Source organism: Streptomyces sp. NEAU-W12 (assembly GCF_026242095.1).
In the GTDB taxonomy this organism is placed as follows: Bacteria; Actinomycetota; Actinomycetes; order Streptomycetales; family Streptomycetaceae; genus Streptomyces.
This window is the reverse complement of sequence record NZ_JAPJDM010000001.1, coordinates 316,128-333,550: the sequence shown is the minus strand read 5'-3', so window position 1 is coordinate 333,550 and position 17,423 is coordinate 316,128. Positions and strand designations below refer to the sequence as shown.

14 protein-coding genes and 1 tRNA gene are annotated in these 17,423 nt (G+C 70.5%); 8 read left to right on the top strand and 7 right to left on the bottom strand.

Features of this window, described 5'->3' with window-relative positions:
- Positions 1 to 155: 155 nt before the first annotated feature.
- Both ORI94_RS01460 and ORI94_RS01455 read right to left on the bottom strand, forming a co-directional pair.
- Positions 156 to 563 (bottom strand): DUF6086 family protein, encoded by a 408-nt coding sequence (locus tag ORI94_RS01460; RefSeq protein ID WP_266071828.1) that lies wholly within the window; start codon positions 561 to 563, stop codon positions 156 to 158.
- 169 nt (positions 564 to 732) lie between these two features.
- Positions 733 to 1,895 (bottom strand): IS3 family transposase gene (locus ORI94_RS01455; protein WP_266071826.1). Its coding sequence is split into 2 segments (ribosomal slippage): positions 733 to 1,608 and positions 1,611 to 1,895, totalling 1,161 coding nucleotides; the frame shifts between segments, so codons are not numbered across the junction.
- 171 nt (positions 1,896 to 2,066) lie between these two features.
- Here ORI94_RS01455 and ORI94_RS35285 point away from each other — a divergent pair.
- Positions 2,067 to 2,219, top strand: a complete 153-nt coding sequence (locus ORI94_RS35285; RefSeq protein ID WP_323056015.1) for a hypothetical protein — start codon at positions 2,067 to 2,069, stop codon at positions 2,217 to 2,219.
- Between the two features lie 152 nt (positions 2,220 to 2,371).
- On the opposite strand, the gene ORI94_RS01445 is transcribed toward ORI94_RS35285, so the two are convergent.
- From ORI94_RS01445 to ORI94_RS01435, 3 genes are all read right to left on the bottom strand, one after another.
- Positions 2,372 to 4,192, bottom strand: a complete 1,821-nt coding sequence (locus ORI94_RS01445) for a pentapeptide repeat-containing protein (protein ID WP_266071825.1) — start codon at positions 4,190 to 4,192, stop codon at positions 2,372 to 2,374.
- 256 nt (positions 4,193 to 4,448) lie between these two features.
- A tRNA-Ser gene (locus ORI94_RS01440) sits at positions 4,449 to 4,535 on the bottom strand.
- Between the two features lie 65 nt (positions 4,536 to 4,600).
- Entirely contained in the window at positions 4,601 to 6,172 is a 1,572-nt protein-coding gene (locus ORI94_RS01435) for a S1C family serine protease (RefSeq protein WP_266071823.1), read from the bottom strand.
- Positions 6,173 to 6,472: 300 nt separating this feature from the next.
- Here ORI94_RS01435 and ORI94_RS01430 point away from each other — a divergent pair, with 300 nt between their 5' ends.
- From ORI94_RS01430 to ORI94_RS01420, 3 genes are all read left to right on the top strand, one after another.
- Positions 6,473 to 7,300 (top strand): glycerophosphodiester phosphodiesterase, encoded by an 828-nt coding sequence (locus tag ORI94_RS01430; protein WP_266071821.1) that lies wholly within the window; start codon positions 6,473 to 6,475, stop codon positions 7,298 to 7,300.
- Between the two features lie 310 nt (positions 7,301 to 7,610).
- Positions 7,611 to 8,171, top strand: a complete 561-nt coding sequence (locus ORI94_RS01425; RefSeq protein WP_323056014.1) for an ATP-binding protein — start codon at positions 7,611 to 7,613, stop codon at positions 8,169 to 8,171.
- Positions 8,172 to 8,441: 270 nt separating this feature from the next.
- Positions 8,442 to 9,431 (top strand): DUF5926 family protein, encoded by a 990-nt coding sequence (locus tag ORI94_RS01420; protein ID WP_266071817.1) that lies wholly within the window; start codon positions 8,442 to 8,444, stop codon positions 9,429 to 9,431.
- Between the two features lie 481 nt (positions 9,432 to 9,912).
- Here ORI94_RS01420 and ORI94_RS01415 read toward each other — a convergent pair whose 3' ends face one another.
- Positions 9,913 to 10,578, bottom strand: coding sequence for a bifunctional DNA primase/polymerase (locus ORI94_RS01415; protein WP_266071816.1), 666 nt, complete (start codon positions 10,576 to 10,578; stop codon positions 9,913 to 9,915).
- A gap of 526 nt (positions 10,579 to 11,104) precedes the next feature.
- Here ORI94_RS01415 and ORI94_RS01410 point away from each other — a divergent pair.
- Entirely contained in the window at positions 11,105 to 12,655 is a 1,551-nt protein-coding gene (locus ORI94_RS01410; protein ID WP_266071815.1) for a PP2C family protein-serine/threonine phosphatase, read from the top strand.
- A gap of 374 nt (positions 12,656 to 13,029) precedes the next feature.
- Positions 13,030 to 14,541 (top strand): aminopeptidase P family protein, encoded by a 1,512-nt coding sequence (locus ORI94_RS01405; RefSeq protein WP_266071814.1) that lies wholly within the window; start codon positions 13,030 to 13,032, stop codon positions 14,539 to 14,541.
- A 214-nt stretch (positions 14,542 to 14,755) separates the two neighbouring features.
- Here the strand turns inward: ORI94_RS01405 and ORI94_RS01400 are convergent, their stop codons facing one another.
- A complete protein-coding gene (locus ORI94_RS01400; protein WP_266071813.1) occupies positions 14,756 to 15,220 on the bottom strand; it encodes an ATP-binding protein in 465 nt (154 codons plus the stop codon).
- Positions 15,221 to 15,440: 220 nt separating this feature from the next.
- Here ORI94_RS01400 and ORI94_RS01395 point away from each other — a divergent pair, with 220 nt between their 5' ends.
- Together ORI94_RS01395 and ORI94_RS01390 are read left to right on the top strand one after the other, a co-directional pair.
- On the top strand, positions 15,441 to 16,319 hold the full coding sequence (locus ORI94_RS01395) for a hypothetical protein (RefSeq protein ID WP_266071812.1): 879 nt from the start codon (positions 15,441 to 15,443) through the stop codon (positions 16,317 to 16,319).
- Between the two features lie 251 nt (positions 16,320 to 16,570).
- Positions 16,571 to 17,332 (top strand): YcnI family protein, encoded by a 762-nt coding sequence (locus ORI94_RS01390; protein WP_266071811.1) that lies wholly within the window; start codon positions 16,571 to 16,573, stop codon positions 17,330 to 17,332.
- Positions 17,333 to 17,423: the final 91 nt, after the last annotated feature.

The following is a 17,423-nucleotide window of genomic DNA, read 5'->3' as shown; positions in this document are numbered from 1 at the left end:
GCACTCTCGGCAACCGCAGTTCCCCGTGGCTCCCCGCCCGATCTGGCGCGGTTGTGGCACGGGCAACAGTTGGTCCGATCCGTAGCTCTAGCCGGATCGGTCATCGGTGGCTGCGCCGACCACTCTGAGCCCCGGAGAGACGCTATCGGACTGGATCAGTTGCCGGGGTTGGGTACGGCGCTGCTGTACTGCCTCCAATTCGCAGCCCCCATAGAGCGTCCGAAGGAGGCCATCTCGCTCTTCAGAGATTCCTCGTGTTCGGCGCTCAGCGTGATGGATGACCCCGCCATGTCCAGGAGAACGAGAGACGTGACCAGCAAGCCGCGCCACAGTCCTTGCAGCACCGCACTGTTGGTCCGAGAGTAGGCGTCGTATAGACCCTCCGCGAACGTCCGGAACGCCGGAAGATCTACGTCACAGCCGCCTAGGCGGTCGTTTTCGATCAAGCCGCTCGGCCGCTCCAGATACGCCGCTGCGCTCTGCGTAAGGGAGAAGAAGAGCCGACCACTGTGGGAGCCCGCGTCCCAAAGTGTCTCGTCATCCAGCTCGTAGGGGTAGCTCAATCTGCCATCTCCACACTCTCGTAACAGTGACCGTCTGGCTGTTGAGGTAGCTCACTAGCCTGTGGCGATAGTCGTACAGGACCGCCGATGTTGATGTCAGTCACGGACGTCAGACTGCCGACTTCTAAGTATATCTAGGGTCTGCTGCACCTTTGGGTGACAGGTTCTGTCACGCGGCCTGGAGGGCCGGTGTGGTCATGACGATTTCGTATTCGACGGGGGTCAGCCGGCCGAGTCCGGCTTGTCTGCGGCGTCGGTGGTAGGTCCTTTCGATCCAGGTCACGATCGCGATCCGCAGTTCCTCGCGGGTGGCCCAGGCGCGGCGGTCGAGGACGTTCTTCTGCAGCAGGCTGAAGAAGGACTCCATGGCCGCGTTGTCGCCGGCCGCTCCGACTCTGCCCATCGAACCGGTCATCCGGTGGCGGTCGAAAGCTCGGACGAAGTTTCGTGCGTGGAATTGGGACCCTCTGTCGCTGTGCAGGATGCATCCGTCGACCGGGCCGCGCCGGGCCACGGCACTGTCCAGGGCGGTCACGGCAAGACGGGACTTCATTCTTGCGTCGATGGAGTAGCCCACGATCCTGTTGCTGAAGACATCCTTGACCGCGCAGAGATACAGCTTGCCCTCCCCGGTGGCGTGTTCGGTGATGTCGGCGAACCACAGCTGGTTGGGGCCGTCCGCGCTGAAGGTGCGGTTGACGAGGTCGTCGTGGACCGGCGGGCCGGCCTTCTTTTCTTTGCCGCGCTTCTTGCCGAACACGCTCCACCAGCGGTTGTCCCGGCAGATCCGCCACGCGGTCCGGTCCGCCATCACGGCCCCGGCGCCGCGCGCTTCGCCGGCCAGGAAGCGGTAGCCGAACTCCGGGTCGTCCCGGTGGGCGTCGAACAGCGCGTTCGCGCGATACGCCTCGGTGAGCACGGCATCGGTCAGCGGCTTGTCGAGCCAGCGGTAGTAGGGCTGCCTGGCGAGCTTGAGGACCCGGCACGTGACCGTGACGGGAACTCCGTCTCCGGCCAGCTCTTTCACGAGCGGGTAGATCCTTTTCCCGGCAGGTTCGCCTGGGACAGGTAGGCCGCGGCCCGGCGCAGGACCTCGTTCTCCTGCTCCAGCAGCTTGATCCGCCGACGCGCGTCCCGCAGTTCCGCACTCTCCTGACTGCTCACTCCGGGCTTGGCGTCCTCGTCGATGTCCGCGCGGCGCATCCACTTCCACAACGTCATCGGATGGACTCCGAAGTCGGTGGCCACCTGCTCGATCGTCACACCGGGGTCGCGGTTCCTCGCGACCCGCACGACGTCCTGGCGGAACTCCTCCGGATAAGGCTTGGGCACAGCGACATCCTTCCCACCTGCCCTGCAGGGCAAGCCAGTTCAGATGTCACCCGATCGTGCGGCAGACCCGCTCGCCGGAAGGCGCTCACCCCCGCACAGGTCGCCTCTCCGCTGGCCGCCATCCCCTACGACCTGCGGCACGCGTGCGTGTCGTTCTGGCTCCGTTCCGGAGTGAGCCTGGCCGAGACGGCCCGCCGTGCCGGGCAGAGCGTCGCCGTCCTCCAGCACTACTACGCCAAGGTGCTGGACGGCGAGGAGGACAGGATGAACGCCCTGATCGAGCAAGGTCTGGCGGAGCACGAGGGCGGGGCCGAGGTGCCGTGAACTGTCGGGCCGCACGGAAGATTTCAGTGGGTGGGGCTGTGACCTGGGCACTGAAATCTTCCGTGCGGCGATCGGGATGGTGCGAGCGCACCGATCTCTTCAGCGCTTGGTGGCCGTGGTGTCTGCGGTCTCCTGTGCGGTGTGCGCGGTGGTCAGCGTTTGACGCGGCTGCGGACGGCCAGGACCGCGAGTCCGAGGAGAACAGGTTCGGCGAGGCGGGAGGTCATCTCGGTGTAGGTGCCGGCGGTGGTCAGGTCCTGGCCGGAGGAGCGGAAGACCACCGAGTTGATCACCACGCGCAGCGCCTTCTCGAACCGCTCGGTGGTGATGCGTTCGGTCCACGGGCCGGTGGGGTTGCGTGGGTCGGGGGTGTCGGTGGTGAGGACGAGGTTCTGCCCGGCCTGGACCTGTTGGCCGGTGGTCTGCGGTTTCGGGTCGTCGGCGGGCAGGCCCCACAGCACCATCACAGCAATCGTGGTGGCCATAGCGGCCACCAACCAGGCCAGGGCGCGGGTGGCGCGCAGTCCGTAGCCGGATAGCGCCCAGTAGGCGGTCAGCAGTACCCTCTCTCCCCGAGGTCGGGTGGTGTCGTGGCGGCGCATCTCGCATTCGCCGTAGTAGAAGTCGGCGGCGTCCGGCTCGTTCTTACCGTCCTCCAGGGACTTGCGCAGCTGCCGGTACAGTGCCGCCACCGCAGCCGGCTTCAGCTCAGGGGCGTCCTGCGGCGCTGGCGTCCAGCCACGGGTGACGGCCGTCTCGGGGTAGCGGGCAGTGCGCACCCGCCAGTGATGCTCTTCGGTCAGCGTGTTGCGCCGGCTCCACTGCCAAGGGAAGTACCGGTTCCAGCCGGTGGGGGTGGTGGCGAAGGTGCACCAGCCATCCACTCTCAGTTGGTCGAGGTGGACCGCCCCGGCGAATCGGCATCCGCTCAGGTCGACGTCGTGCAGTGCCAGGTGTGCGGCATCCACCCCACCCACCGACGCCAGGCGCACACCGGGCTCCCGGCCGGACAGCTCTGTCTCCGGCAGCGGGTCATCCGATCCAGCACGGAGAAAGGGGTAGGGGCGGGCGGAGACCACCACCGGGTACTCAAAGACCGCGTCCCTCAGGTCCAGCTCGGCGTAGCGCAGGTGCAGCGTGGCGGTCGACGCCCACCGGGTGCGCGCACAGCTCACCCGATGAGCAGCCATCTCCACCGTCACAGGCTGCTGGAAGAGCACACCGTCCAACACCACCCGCTCACCGCACACCAGCGGCCCCAGATACGACGCCATCTCGAACCGTGCCCCGCCGAACCTGGCGTCGCCGGTGAAGGACGTCTCGCAGAACCCGACGGCGCTGGTGAAGGACGCATTGACGAACCCGGCGATGCCGGTGAAGGACGCCTTATCGAACCAGGCATCGCCAGTAAAGGTCACCCCGTCGAACCTGGCATCGCCAGTAAAGGTCACCCCGCTGAACCAGGAATCGCCGGTAAAGGCCACCCCGCCGAACCTGGCGACGCCGGTGAAGGACGCCTCACCGAACCAGGCATCGCCGGTAAAGGTTGCCCCGCTGAACCCCGCATCGCTGGTAAAGGTCACCCCGCCGAACCTGGCGACGTCGGTGAAGGTCACCCCGTCGAACCAGGCATCGCCGGTAAAGGCCACCCTGTCGAACCAGGCGATACCGGTGAAGATCGCCCCGTCAAATCTGGCGGTACCAAGTTGAGGACGTCGGGTGCTGGGGGCGCGCAGGGCGTCAAGTAACCGGTCTAGTAGCTCTGGGGTAAAGGGGGTGCCACGATGGTCGAGATCAGCGCCGGGCGACAGGCTGGTCAGGTAGGCAGCGCGGTCGGCCTCGGCCAGATGGGCCAGGCACGCGGTGTATCCATCGACGCGGACGCCGCGGCAACCGGCAGTTGCGGGGTTGGCGCCGTGGCCACAGTGCGGCCAGTCTGGCGCAGTCTGGGGCGGTGCGGGACTCACAGTCATGCCTGAAGGACGATCGGCGCGGCCTGGCAGTTGCCCGTTGTCCAGCCTTGGAGGTCGCGGCGTTGAAATTTTCGGTGCGCCGCTGAAGACGCATCGAAGACTCTCCATCAGTCCGATGTGAATCCTGGCCGCAGGTTGGCCGCACGCGCTGGTCAGAGGCGGGATACCGGCGATTCAGGGTGAGACAAGGTGCACGCAGAGAGGGTGCCCCGATCAACGGGGCACCCTCTCTGACCTGCGACATCTATGACCTGCGCGGAGGCGGTGGGATTTGAACCCACGGTGACATCGCTGCCACGACGGTTTTCAAGACCGTTCCCTTAGGCCGCTCGGGCACACCTCCCCGCACTCGCCGGGTGATCGGCGGTGCGGGGACAAGGGTAACGGGTCGGTGCGGGCGGGGTGGGATCAGCTGTCGCCGATGCGGGAGCCCAGGGTGAGTTCCGTGGTCTGCTCCTTGCCGTCGCGCTCGTAGGTGAGGGTGACCTCGTCGCCCGGCTTGTGGGTCCAGATCTCACCGATCAGGGTCGGCCCGGAGTCGATGACGCGGTCGTCGAGCTTGGTGATGACGTCGCCTGGCCGCAGGCCGGCCTGGTCGGCGGGGCCATCGGGATCGACCGCCTCGGAGCCGCCGGCGCCCTGGTCGGTGATCTTCGCCCCGCCCGTGCCTTCCTCCAGGGAGACCGACGCGCCGATCTTGGCGTACACCGGCTTGCCCGTCTTGATCAGTTCCTGGGCGACGTACTTGGCCTGGTTGATCGGGATGGCGAAGCCCAGGCCGATGGAGCCGGCCTGACCGGTGCCGAAGCCGCCGTTGCTGGTGGACTGGATGGCGGAGTTGATACCGATGACGTTGCCCTGGGCGTCCAGCAGAGGTCCGCCGGAGTTGCCCGGGTTGATCGAGGCGTCGGTCTGCAGGGCGCTCATGTACGAAGCCTGGCTGCCGGCGCCGTCGCTGGAGGCCACCGGTCGGTTCTTCGCGCTGATGATGCCGGTCGTCACCGTGTTGGACAGGCCGAACGGGGCGCCGATGGCGATCGTCGAGTCGCCTACGGCGACCTTGTCGGAGTCGCCCAGGGTGAGGGGCTTCAGGTCCGAGGGGGCGTTCCCCAGTTTGATGACCGCGACGTCGTAGCCCTGGGCGTTGCCGACCACCTCGCCGTCGTACTTCTTGCCGTCCGGGAAGGTCACCGCGACCTTGCCGCCGTCCACGGCGTCCGCCACCACGTGGTTGTTGGTGACGATGTGTCCCTGGGTGTCGAACACGAACCCCGTGCCGGTCCCACCCTCACCGCTGCTGCTCTCCGCCTCGATGGTGACCGTGCTCGGCAGCGCCTGGGCGGCCACGCCCGCGACCGTACCCGGGTCGCGCTTGACGTTGCCGCCGCTGGTCGACGACGAGACGGTCGTCGAGCCGTTGCTGTCGTTGTTCTTGGCCAGCGTGTAGCCGAGGCCGCCGCCCAGACCGCCCGCCAGCAGCGCGGCCAGCAGGGCCATGGCGACCAGGGGGCCCCGCCTGCCGCCCTTCTTCGGTGCCGGCGGCTGCTGGTGGGAAGCGCCCCAGCCGTCCGCGCCGTGGCCGGCGCCGCCGTCGTACGACGGGGTGCCCTGCGCCGGGGGCGGGGGCCAGGAGGCGTCGTGCGGGGAGGTGGCTCCCGGCGGAGGGGCGGCTTGGGGATGGTCCTGGGCGCCGTAGCCGCCCTGGCCGGTGTGGGCGGCCCGGGCGGCAGGTCCGGCCGGCTCGCCGTATCCGCCGTGGTCGCCGCCTCCGTATGCCGGGTACTGCGACGAGCCGTGGCCCTGTGCCGCTCCCGGCGCGTTCGGCGGGACCGGGGGCAGGGGGGTCGTCGGGCTGCCCCCGTCCGGAGCCTGGCGCTCCGGGTGCGCCTGAGCAGCAGGAGCGTCCACCGGCGCGGGCGGTACGGACGGGGCCGGGGGTACCGATGCGCCCTCGTTGGTGCCCTCGTTCTCGGTGCTCACAGCTCTCTCTCCTCGATCCACGGCTGTTGTTCCAGGTCGCACTCGGTCACGCTCGTTCACGCATGTCGGCGGGTCCGGCGCGCTTCAGCTGTGCAGGCCTCTTTGTATGACGTCAGCTTTTCCCATGGGCCGTCAGGGCACCATAAGCCGTTCCTGTGGGTGCGAGGCCCTTCCTTATACAGGGCATTACTCACCAAGGGTGCACCATCACCGCGCCTCCGATCAGATCTCCGCGTCGACCTGCCCGTCGCCGCCCGCACGACCGCGCAGGTACCCCCCTTGCGATGGCACCATGACGCGGTGACCCATGCACGTCAACGTCCGACCCAGGTCGTCGCCCACCGCGGAGCCTCCGAGGATGCCCCCGAGCACACTCTGGCCGCGTATCGCAAGGCGATCGAGGACGGTGCGGACGCGCTCGAATGCGATGTACGCCTGACCGCGGACGGTCACCTCGTCTGCGTTCACGACCGCCGCGTCAACCGTACGTCCAACGGCCGCGGTGCGGTGTCGGCGCTGGAGCTGTCCGACCTGTCCGCCCTGGACTTCGGCTCCTGGAAGACGCGTGGCCCGCTCGGGGGGCGGATCGAGGAGCCCGACTGGGAGCACAGGCCGGAGGACCGGGAGGCGACCTCCGTCCTCACCCTGGAGCGACTGCTGGAGCTCGTCGCCGACGCCGACCGCCGGGTGGAGCTGGCGATCGAGACCAAGCACCCCACACGGTGGGCGGGACAGGTGGAGGAGCGGCTGCTGCTCCTGCTGAAGAGGTTCGGCCTGGACGCCCCCGGTTCCCCGGAGGAGTCACCGGTACGCGTGATGAGTTTCTCCGCACGGTCGCTGCATCGCGTGCGCGCCGTCTCGCCCACCCTGCCGACGGTCCACCTCATGCAGTTCGTCTCGCCCCGCCTGCGCGAGGGGCGGCTGCCGGAAGGGGTGCCGATCGCGGGCCCCTCGATCCGGATCGTCCGCAGCCACCCCGCCCACATCGAGCGCCTGAAACAGTCCGGCCACCAGGTGCACGTGTGGACCGTGAACGAACCCCAGGACGTGGACGCCTGTGTCGCCCTCGGAGTCGACGCCATCATCACCAACCGCCCCCGCGCGGTGCTCGACCAGCTCGGCCGTTGAGCGGCACGGGGCGGACCGGCCGGTCGGGCGGGGCCGTGCGGCCCGCGCAGTCCGTACTGCCCGCACCGCCCGCACCGCCCGCACCGCCCATGCTGCCCGTGCAGGGCTCTTGACCGCGGGCCCTCTCTCACTCCATCCTCACATCTCGGCCACATCGACGAAATCCAGCCATCTGACTACGCGGAGCGCTCCGGCGCATTCGGTACGTGCTCGGTTGTTTCGAGTGCGTCACCGCACACGGATGGGCCGGTTTCCGGTTCAGACCCATGGGGCATTCACACCGTGGCGTGGGGCGAAGGAGGTCTCGGGGGTGGCGTTGGTGGTGGCACAGGAGGTGCCCACGTCGTCGAGCATGGCCGTATCCCATGGCCCTGCGGACGTGGGGAAGGCAAGGCGCCGCATGCGCCTGCAGTTGCGCGACGGCGGCGTGGCGGAGACGGTCATCGACGATGCCGTACTGATCCTTTCCGAACTGCTGAGCAACGCCTGCAAACACGGCAGACCCCTGGGTGACGCCCTGGCCGGGGACGGCGACATCCGCGCGGCCTGGCAGGTGGATCCCCGCGGTCGGCTCATCGTGGAGGTCACGGACGGCGGGGGCCCGACCCGGCCTGCACCGGCGACCCCGTCGGTCACCGCGCACGGCGGCCGGGGGCTGAACATCATCACGGCCCTGGCCGACGACTGGGGCGTGCGCGACGAGGTGCCGGGCGAAATCACGGTGTGGGTCGTCGTCCACGACGACGTGTACGACCCGGACGCCGGACACCGGCGCGACGACTTCGCCGCGCGGGTGACGACCTCCACGGTGTCCGAGATGCCCGAGATGTCAGACCTGGAGTTCGCGGACGCCTTCGACCGCCTCGACTGACCGGCGCACGCGCGCGGCGATCCCCCACGGCCGCCCCGCGTGGTCGTCCACCGTCGGCTCGGCCGCTTCGGCCTCCGGCAGCCGGCAGCCGGCAGCCGGCAGCCGCCAGTTGTCTCGCGGTGGCCTCGCGGCGGCCTCGCGCGGCCCCGGTCCCGTACCGCGTGCGCGTCGCCCACGGGCGGCACGTCGTCCACAGGGTCCCTTCGGCCTCGCCGTGAGCGACTAGGCTCCCGCCCGTACGAGACGAGCCGTAACCGGGAGACACCCACGATGGCCAAGAAGCGCCCCCAGACCAAGGCCAAGCGCCCGCAGCCTACGGACGGAGCCCGCGCCGCAGGCGCTGACGGGAACTTTCCGGTCGTCGGCGCCCGCGAGCCCTGCCCCTGCGGCAGCGGCCGCCGTTACAAGGCCTGCCACGGCCGTGCCGCCGCACACGCCGTGACCGAACTGGTGCAGCGCCCGTTCGAGGGAGTGCCGGGCGAGTGCGACTGGGTGGCGCTGCGCGAACTGGTGCCGGCGGCCACCGCCGAGCTGTCCCTCAAGGACGGCCTGCCCGACGGCGTCCCGTCGGTCACCCTGGCCACCGTGCTGCCGATGGCCTGGCCCGCGCTGCGCCGTGACGACGGCTCGGTCCTCCTCGGCCTGCAGAACGACACCTCGTCCGGTGACATCAGCCGCGACCTCGCCGACACCCTCCAGCGGGCGCTCACCGCCGCTCCGGGCACCCCGGTGCAGGCTCGCCGCGCTCCGGCCGAGGGACCCCGACTGCAGGACCTCCTCGACCCCGAGGGCACGTTCGAGCCGGTGGTGCACAGCGGCTTCGAGTTCTGGGTCCCCGACCCGGAGAACGCCGCCCCGGACGTGGCCGCCTCCCTGGAGCGGGCCAACGCGGCGGCCATCCCGACCGTCAAGCTCTCGGGCGTGGACTCCGCGTACTGGTGCGAGACGCCCGAGAAGAACCATCTGCGGTGGGTCATGCCGCACCCCGAGGAGCGGCTTCTGGACGCCTTGGCGCGGCTGCACGCGGCAGGCCGCTCCTCCCTCGGCGAGGGGACCCGCCTCGTGGGCTCCTTCCGCGCTCACGGGCTCATCGTCCCGGTCTGGGACCTGCCCAGCGGGGTCGGGGCCGAGGACGTGGAGAAGCCGGCGGCCGAGTTCGCCGAGCGCCTCGCCGCGGCCCTGGCCACCGACGCCCCGCTCACCGGCGACGAGCGCCGCGCACGCGGTGGCCTGACCAACCGCCAGGTCACCCTCAGCTGAGGCACGGGCACGCTTCCCGGTCGCGCCGACTGCCCGGTCCGTGCGACCGCCCAATCCATGTGACCGGCTTCATCCACAACTCCCGGTGAAGACAAGCCAGTCGGTGACCGGAAAAGCCGAGATCGAATTTGCTAACCGCCGATCTCTTGTTACCGTTCCAGTAGCCCGGTTGCTGGTGCATCCCCCGTCGCCAGCAACCGGGTCTTCGCTTGACCGCGATTCTTCGCAGAACACGGTCGCACCTCGACCACTGGCCCCCCCCTTGAACGGCTGCTCCCGGAGCGCAGGCCGGCAGCGCGACGGCGACCGACAGCCCTCGTACGGGCCTGGTCAGCGAACCCGGCGACTGCGCGGCCGGCGTGCGCGGTGCCGCGAGAGGCCATCCCGCCGAGGCTCCGCCGGAAGGCACGGGGACGACGAAACCGCCGGATGCCGCGCGCGGCGACAGGAAGTACCGGAACACCACGCACGCCGGCAGCGCCTACATCTCGGGCGCGCTCACACCCGTACCGGTGAGGGCCTCGACCACGGCGTCCACCACGGCCTCGACATCGGGCACCCAGGGCGAGGCCGAGCCGGGCAGCGGCGCGCGCTCCCAGCGGACATCACCCAGGCCGGTGGCGGACGGGGGCAGGGCGAGGTAGCCGCCCTCACCGTGGAAGCGGAGCGAGCCGGGGACGAAGTCCTTGGCGTACAGCAGCTCGCCCAGCTGCTCCAGGGAGTACGGCTTGACCAGGATCGACCAACGGTCCGCCGAGGCGACGACCGGGCCGAGCCTCATACCGAGCCGGTCGAGGGCGACCAGGGCACGGGCGGCCGGCACGGCGGGCAGGGAGACCGCGCAGGGTGCCCCGCCTCCCGTGGCCAGGACGATGGGCGCCGTGGGCCGGTTGCCCCACCACCAGCGCACCATGCGCGCATCAGTGGTGGCGGCGAGGAGCCCGGGGTCGAAGGGATGGGCGCCCGGCACGGTGCATTCGGGGTCCGGGCAGCCACAGCGGGACCCGCCCTGCGGGTCCGTGGCCACACCCGGGAGTACCGGCCACTGCCAGTCCGAGGCGAAGGTCAGGGCCGCTTCGATCAGCTGGGACCCACTGTCGCCTCGCCGCGACAGGAGGCCGCGTCGCCTTCCGAGGATCTCGCGCATGAGCGCTCGTTCCTTTCCGTTGCACGCCTGGGAACACCGTGGACCACGTCACACCGTGTGTCGATCACTGCACTGTGCGTACCTACTGTGCGTACCTGTCGGCGCATCACACCCCTGCACCGGGCAAGGGGAGCCCCTACGGGCCGGACAAGGACTGCCTCCGCGGCCGCGCCACCCCTACTGCGTCGATCGGAAGCACGGGGTGGCGTGGGGGTGGCGAAGTCTGGCGTTTACCGTCGCGCGTGTTTCTCTCCGCCTCCGCCACGGGAGGATGGGGCACGGTCGTCGGTGGTTAAGACGCCCGGGTCCGTCACCAGGTTCCCGGGTGACTCCCCACCACCCCTGGCCTTCTCCGAGTACGTACCCATCACGACCGCTGTGACGCTCCGTCGAGCGAGCCCAGTCGACCGCAATCAACCTCCCCCCGAGTTAGTTTCGAGCCAATTTTCCTTTCCGACAAGGGGGCGGGGCGAACTCCTTCCGGACTCCCTCCAGCCTCACGGACACCAGTAATCCCAGCAGGACAATGCTGGACATCTCCTCACGAGAACGTGTACATGTGGAGACACTGCCGGCGACGCAGAACGACATGGGGGTTTGCGATGCTCTTGAGCAGTTCGTACCGGCAGGAAAGCCGGACGCCATGAACGCCCCGCACCCTCCGAAAGTGGCTGGAATCGATTCAACAGTTCCGGCCCCCGCACACACTGTCGCGCCCGTTGCCACGGGTACCTCTCCGGCTGCCCCGGCAAACCCCCAGAACGCCCCGGGCATGCTCCTGCAGGACCGACTCGCGGGATGGGTCTCCGATCTCACGACCCTTCATGAGCTGACCGAGCACCTGGCCCGCACGAGCTCCCTCGACCAGGCACTCCAGGAGCTGCTGCGCGCCGGCGCCGCCCTGGTGGGCGCCCGACGCGGCCTCGTCGTCCTGGAACCCGCCGACGGCCGCGGGCCGGACACCACGATCGGTCTCGGCCTGGCCCGCGCGGACCTCGGCCACATCGAGACGATCCCGCGCAGCGCGGTGCCGTACGGCAGGATCCTCGACGGACTGCCCGGCGCCGACGACGGCATCGCCGTGCCCGACCTGCTCGCCGAGAAGGGGCTCGACCCCCGGCACCGCGAGGTCGCCGCCCGCCTCGGCTACGCCGCGAGCTACACGCTGCCCCTCGCTCCCGAGGCCGCGGTCGGCACGGACGCCCCGCAGACGGCCCAGGCGGCGCGCCGCCTGGGCGCCGCGGTGTGGCTCTACGACGAACCCGCCGAGCCGTCGGAGCGCCAGCGGCACCTCGTCGGCCTCTACACCCGCTACGCCGCCGATCACCTCGCCCGTCTCCTGGAGCTCGAGCGCACGCGTGCGTCCATGGCCACCATGTCCGAGGAACTCCTCCCCTCGCGCCTGCCCCGGATCCCCGGCGTCCAGCTCGCCGCCCGGCACCGTGCCTCCCCGGACGGCGGCGGCGACTGGTACGACGCGCTGCCGCTGCCGGACGCCGCCCTCGGCCTCGCCGTGGGGTCGGTCACCGGGACCGGGCCGAGCGCGGTCGCCGCGATGGGGCGGCTGCGGGCGTCCCTGCGCGCCTACGCCGTGATGGAGGGCGAGGACCCGGTCGCCGTCCTGTCCGACCTGGAACTGCTGCTGAGGCTCACCGAACCCGCCCGTTCGGCCACCGCGCTGTTCGGCTACTGCGAACCCGCGTTGCGCAGGGTCACGCTGGCCGGCGCCGGGCACAGTCCGCCGCTGTTGCTCGGCGAGCGCCGTACGGAGTTCGTGGAGACGTCGGTCTCGGCCCCCCTGGGCATGCTCGCCTGCTGGGAGGCGCCGAGCGTGGAGGTCCACGCAGAACCGGGAGAGACGGTTCTGCTCTACACCGACGGACTGCTGCACCGCATCGGCGACCCCACCGACCGCGCCTTCGCGCGGTTGCACGCGGCTGCCGCCGGGGTACCCCAGGCGCTGCGCCGCGACCCGGGCGCGATCGCCGACCACATTCTGCGCACCGTGCTGCCCGAGGGTGCGCAGACGACAGACGCCACGGAGGACGTCGTCCTGCTGGCTGCCCGGTTCGAGTAGCCGCAGCGCCACGCGGAGCGGAGCAGGCCGGGGCAGGGTGCGACGGGGCGGGAAGAAGTGGAGCGGGAAGAGGTGGGGCGGGAAGAAGACGATGCCGGTCGGCCAGGAACCGGAGAAACAGGAGGGTGCCGGTTCGCAGCACCGGTCCCGCAGCACGGGTCTCGCGGTATCGGTTCGCGGCCGGCTCGGCGTCCGTTTCTGTGCCGGTGCCCATGACCGTGCCCGTTTCCGTCGCCCTCCGTGCGCCCTTGGTAACAGGCCCTTCCCCCCGGTGACCGTTTCGTCGGCAACCGTACGATGGAGGAGGTCCCCCGGCCCGGACGAAACCGACACCCTGGGGGAGGTCCAGAGCCTTACCGAGGAGGATGACCGCTGTGGCAGAAGAGCTCCCGACCGCGTTCGACGAGGCCGCCGGGACGACAGGCCCCGAAGGCCCGGAAGCCGCGGCGGATGCCGAGACTGCCGGGGAAGAGCCCGTCAAGCAGCGCAAGAACGGCCTCTACCCCGGCGTGTCCGACGAGCTGGCCGAGAACATGAAGAACGGCTGGGCCGACACCGAACTGCACGACCTCCAGCCGATCCCCCAGGTCACGGAGACCGCCGCCCGCCGTGCCGCGCTGTCCGCGCGCTTCCCGGGCGAGCGCCTGGTCGTCCCCGCGGGCAACCTGAAGACGCGGTCCAACGACACCGAGTACGCCTTCCGCGCGTCGGTCGAGTACACGTACCTCACCGGCAACCAGACCGAGGACGGCGTCCTCGTCCTGGAGCCGACGGCCGGCGGCCACCAGGAGACGATCTACCTCCTCCCGCGCTCGAACCGCGAGAACGGCGAGTTCTGGCTGGACGGCCAGGGCGAGCTGTGGGTCGGCCGCCGCCACTCCCTCATCGAGGCCGAGAAGCGGTACGGCATCCCCGCCGCCGACGTGCGCGAGCTGGCCGGCGCCCTGCGCGAGGCCACCGGCCCGGTGCGCGTCGTGCGGGGCTACGACACCGGCATCGAGGCGGCGCTGACCGACAAGGTCACCGCCGAGCGCGACGAGGAGCTGCGGGTCTTCCTCTCCGAGGCCCGGCTGGTCAAGGACGCCTTCGAGATCGGCGAGCTGCAGAAGGCCGTCGACTCCACCGCGCGTGGCTTCGAGGACGTCGTGAAGGTCCTCGACAAGGCCGAGGCCACCAGCGAGCGCTATATCGAGGGCACGTTCTTCCTGCGCGCACGGGTCGAGGGCAACGACGTCGGCTACGGCTCCATCTGCGCCGCCGGCCCGCACGCCACCACCCTGCACTGGGTACGCAACGACGGTCCGGTCCGCTCCGGCGACCTGCTGCTGCTCGACGCCGGCGTGGAGACGCACACGTACTACACGGCGGACGTCACGCGCACGCTGCCGATCGACGGCACGTACAGCGCGCTGCAGAAGAAGATCTACGACGCCGTGTACGACGCCCAGGAGGCCGGTATCGCGGCGGTGAAGCCCGGTGCCAAGTACCGCGACTTCCACGACGCCGCCCAGCGGGTCCTGGCCGAGCGGCTCGTCGAGTGGGGTCTGGTCGAGGGTCCGGTGGAGCGGGTGCTGGAGCTGGGTCTGCAGCGCCGCTGGACGCTGCACGGCACCGGCCACATGCTCGGTCTGGACGTCCACGACTGCGCCGCCGCACGCACCGAGGCGTACGTCGACGGCACCCTGGAGCCGGGCATGGTGCTCACGGTCGAACCGGGCCTGTACTTCCAGGCCGACGACCTGACCGTCCCCGAGGAGTACCGGGGCATCGGCGTCCGCATCGAGGACGACATCCTGGTGACCGAGGACGGCAACCGGAACCTCTCCGCCGCTCTGCCCAGGCGGTCGGACGAGGTCGAGGCGTGGATGGCGGCCCTCAAGGGCTGATCACGAGGGTTGATCACGGCTCGAGGGGTTCTTGAGACGCTCTCGAGATGCCGATGAACCGCTTGAGCGGTCGACCGGTGAGCTGATGCGCGCACGCGCACTGCGGCCGGCACCCGAGAGGGGTGCCGGCCGCAGTGCGCTGGGGGTCCGGTGCGGTCGGGCGCGCTGTGAGCCGATTCGGTGCGGGCGGATTCGGTGCGAACGGGCGGTGGGGTCACACCGCCATCAGCGGCGCGCCCTTCCGCCATTTGAGGATCTTGTCGAAACTCACCACGGCGCCGCCCCGACCGGGTTTGTTGCCGATGTGGACGTGGTCGGCGAGCTCCTGGATGAGGCAGAGACCTCGGCCGTGCTCCGCGTCGTACGGCGCGGGGCGGACCGGTGGGTGGGTGCGGCCGCCGGCCACGGCGGGAAAGCCGGGGCCCGCGTCGGCGACCTCGATACGGCACTTCTCGCCCTCGAGATAGGCGGTCACCCGGTACGCCTCGGTGAACCCGCCCCGGACGGTGCCCCCACCGTGCTCGACGGCGTTCGCACAGGCCTCGGTGAGAGCGACGGACAGGTCGTAGGAGATGTCGGGGTCGACGCCCGCGGTCTCCATCGCGCCGAGAAGGAGGCGACGCGCGAGCGGCACGCTCGCAGCATCACGGCGCAGATGGAGTGACCACCAGATGCTCATGCTCCAGCCTCCCGGCCGCGGCTCGACATACCGTTACCTATTGCCCTGCGTACACGCTTGTAAGCGTCCCGCTGACGTGATAACCCCCATATGGCGGGTGCGCCACGAGGCCGATCGGTGTATACGGGACGTCACGTCACAGAAGTGACCTTCCGGCCGTAGCTCTCCTTGCGGACCTGCCGTACGGCAGCCGGAGGCCCAGTGCGATGATGAGCCCGCCATGACTGCCCCCCACCCGCACACGATGCGCTCCGGACGCGGGCTCCGGATGCCGCGGGCCGCGGTGTTCGCCGCGGTCTGTGTCGTGCTGGCCGGGGCAGGTCACACACTCGCCTCCCACGCCGCCGTTCCGCTGTGGACGCTGGGCGTCGGATTCCTCGGGGCGTTCGCGGCCGTGCTGCCCCTCGCCGGACGTGCGCGGTCCCTGCCCGGTATCGCCGCCCTGCTGGCAGTGGGCCAGGCGGTGCTGCACACCGTGTTCGGCATCGGCCAGCACGGCGTCGCGACCACCGCGAACGTGTCGTCGGCCGCGTCGTCTTCCGGGTCCGGGTCCGACGCCTCGCTGATCGAGCAGGCGGCCCGGCTGATGTGCGGTGCCGGCACGGCGGCCCTCAGCCCCGCACAGGCTCGGCGCATCCTCACCGACGCCCGGATCCACCCCGACACGACCGGCACGGAGAGCGCGGTCGGCGGGTCCCACCCGGGGGGCGCCCAGGAGGGCGTCCTGTCCCTGGCCGCGGACCCTTCGGCCGCGGGCTCGGCGGTGCCGCTGCTGCCGTCCCTGCCGATGCTGCTCGTCCACGTCCTCGCGGCTTTCGCCACCGGCTGGCTGCTGCGCCGCGGCGACCTGGCGTTGCTGCGGCTCACCGAACTGTCGGTGCACGGCGTCGCCGAGGGCGCCCTCGTACGGTCCCTCCGCGTGGCGCTCATCCTGGTCCTTGCCCTGCACGCAGGTCTGCCGGGAGCTCCCCGAGAGACCCCGCGCCGGCTGCGCACCGTACCGACCGTGCCGCCCACGCCCCGGATCACCGCACTCCAGCACACGGTGATCCGCCGGGGCCCGCCCCCGGCCGGTACCGCACTCGCCCTCGCCGCCTGACGCGACCGGGCCACCACTCCGCCACCGCCGGACCTCCGGACGGGAGAGGGGCGCCGGCGTGCGGTACGGCACGCGCGTGCGCGTCCGCTTTCCCGCGTGTTCCCCCGCGCACGTCCCCGCCTGCTCCGCTCGTCCTTCTTTCGCGCGAGCGGGCCGACTGCGGCCCGGCAGCCGGCCACCGGCGGGGACGTACGCCCGTACGCGGATCCCTCACCGTCAGCGAAACCCAACTGAAGCGGAGTGCTTCTGCCATGAAGGCTTCCCGTATCGCCGCCGTCGGCGCTGTCGCCGGTGTCGCCGTCCTCACCTTGTCCGCCCCCGCCTTCGCCCACGTCAGCGTGCAACCCGAGGGCGAGGCGGCCAAGGGCGGTTACGCCGTCGTGGACTTCAAGGTCCCCAACGAGCGCGACAACGCGTCGACGACCAAGCTCGAGGTGACGTTCCCCACCGACCACCCGCTGGCCTCCGTGATGCCGCAGCCGGTCGACGGCTGGGACATCAAGATCACCAAGTCCAAGTTGGACAAGCCGCTGGAGATGCACGGCAAGAAGATCGACGAGGCCGTCACCCGGGTCACCTGGACCGCCGACGATGACGACGGCATCGAGCCGGGCTTCTTCCAGAAGTTCCCGGTGTCCGTCGGCACCCTGCCCGAGGACGCCGACGAACTGGTCTTCAAGGCACTGCAGACGTACTCCAACAAGGAGGTCGTCCGCTGGATCGAGGTGCCTCAGGAGGATCAGGAGGAGCCCGACTTCCCGGCCCCCGTGCTCGTTCTGGCCGAGACCTCCGCCGACGGTCACACGCACGGCGCGTCGGACGGCGAGGCCGAGGGCGCCAAGGCCGACGAGAACGCCGAGAACGCCTCCGCGGAGAGCACCGCGGCGGCCGGCTCCGACGACGCGGGCGGCACGGACACCACCGCCCGGGTCCTGGGCGTCGTCGGCATCGTGGTCGGCGCCGCGGGCGTCGCCTACGGCGTACTCGCCGGGCGCCGACGCGCCGACGCCTGAACACCCCCCTGTTCAACGGCGCGCACCGGGGCCGCCCACGGCCCCGTGGAACCCCGGTGCGCGCCGGAGCACCTACCTTCTGGACCTCATC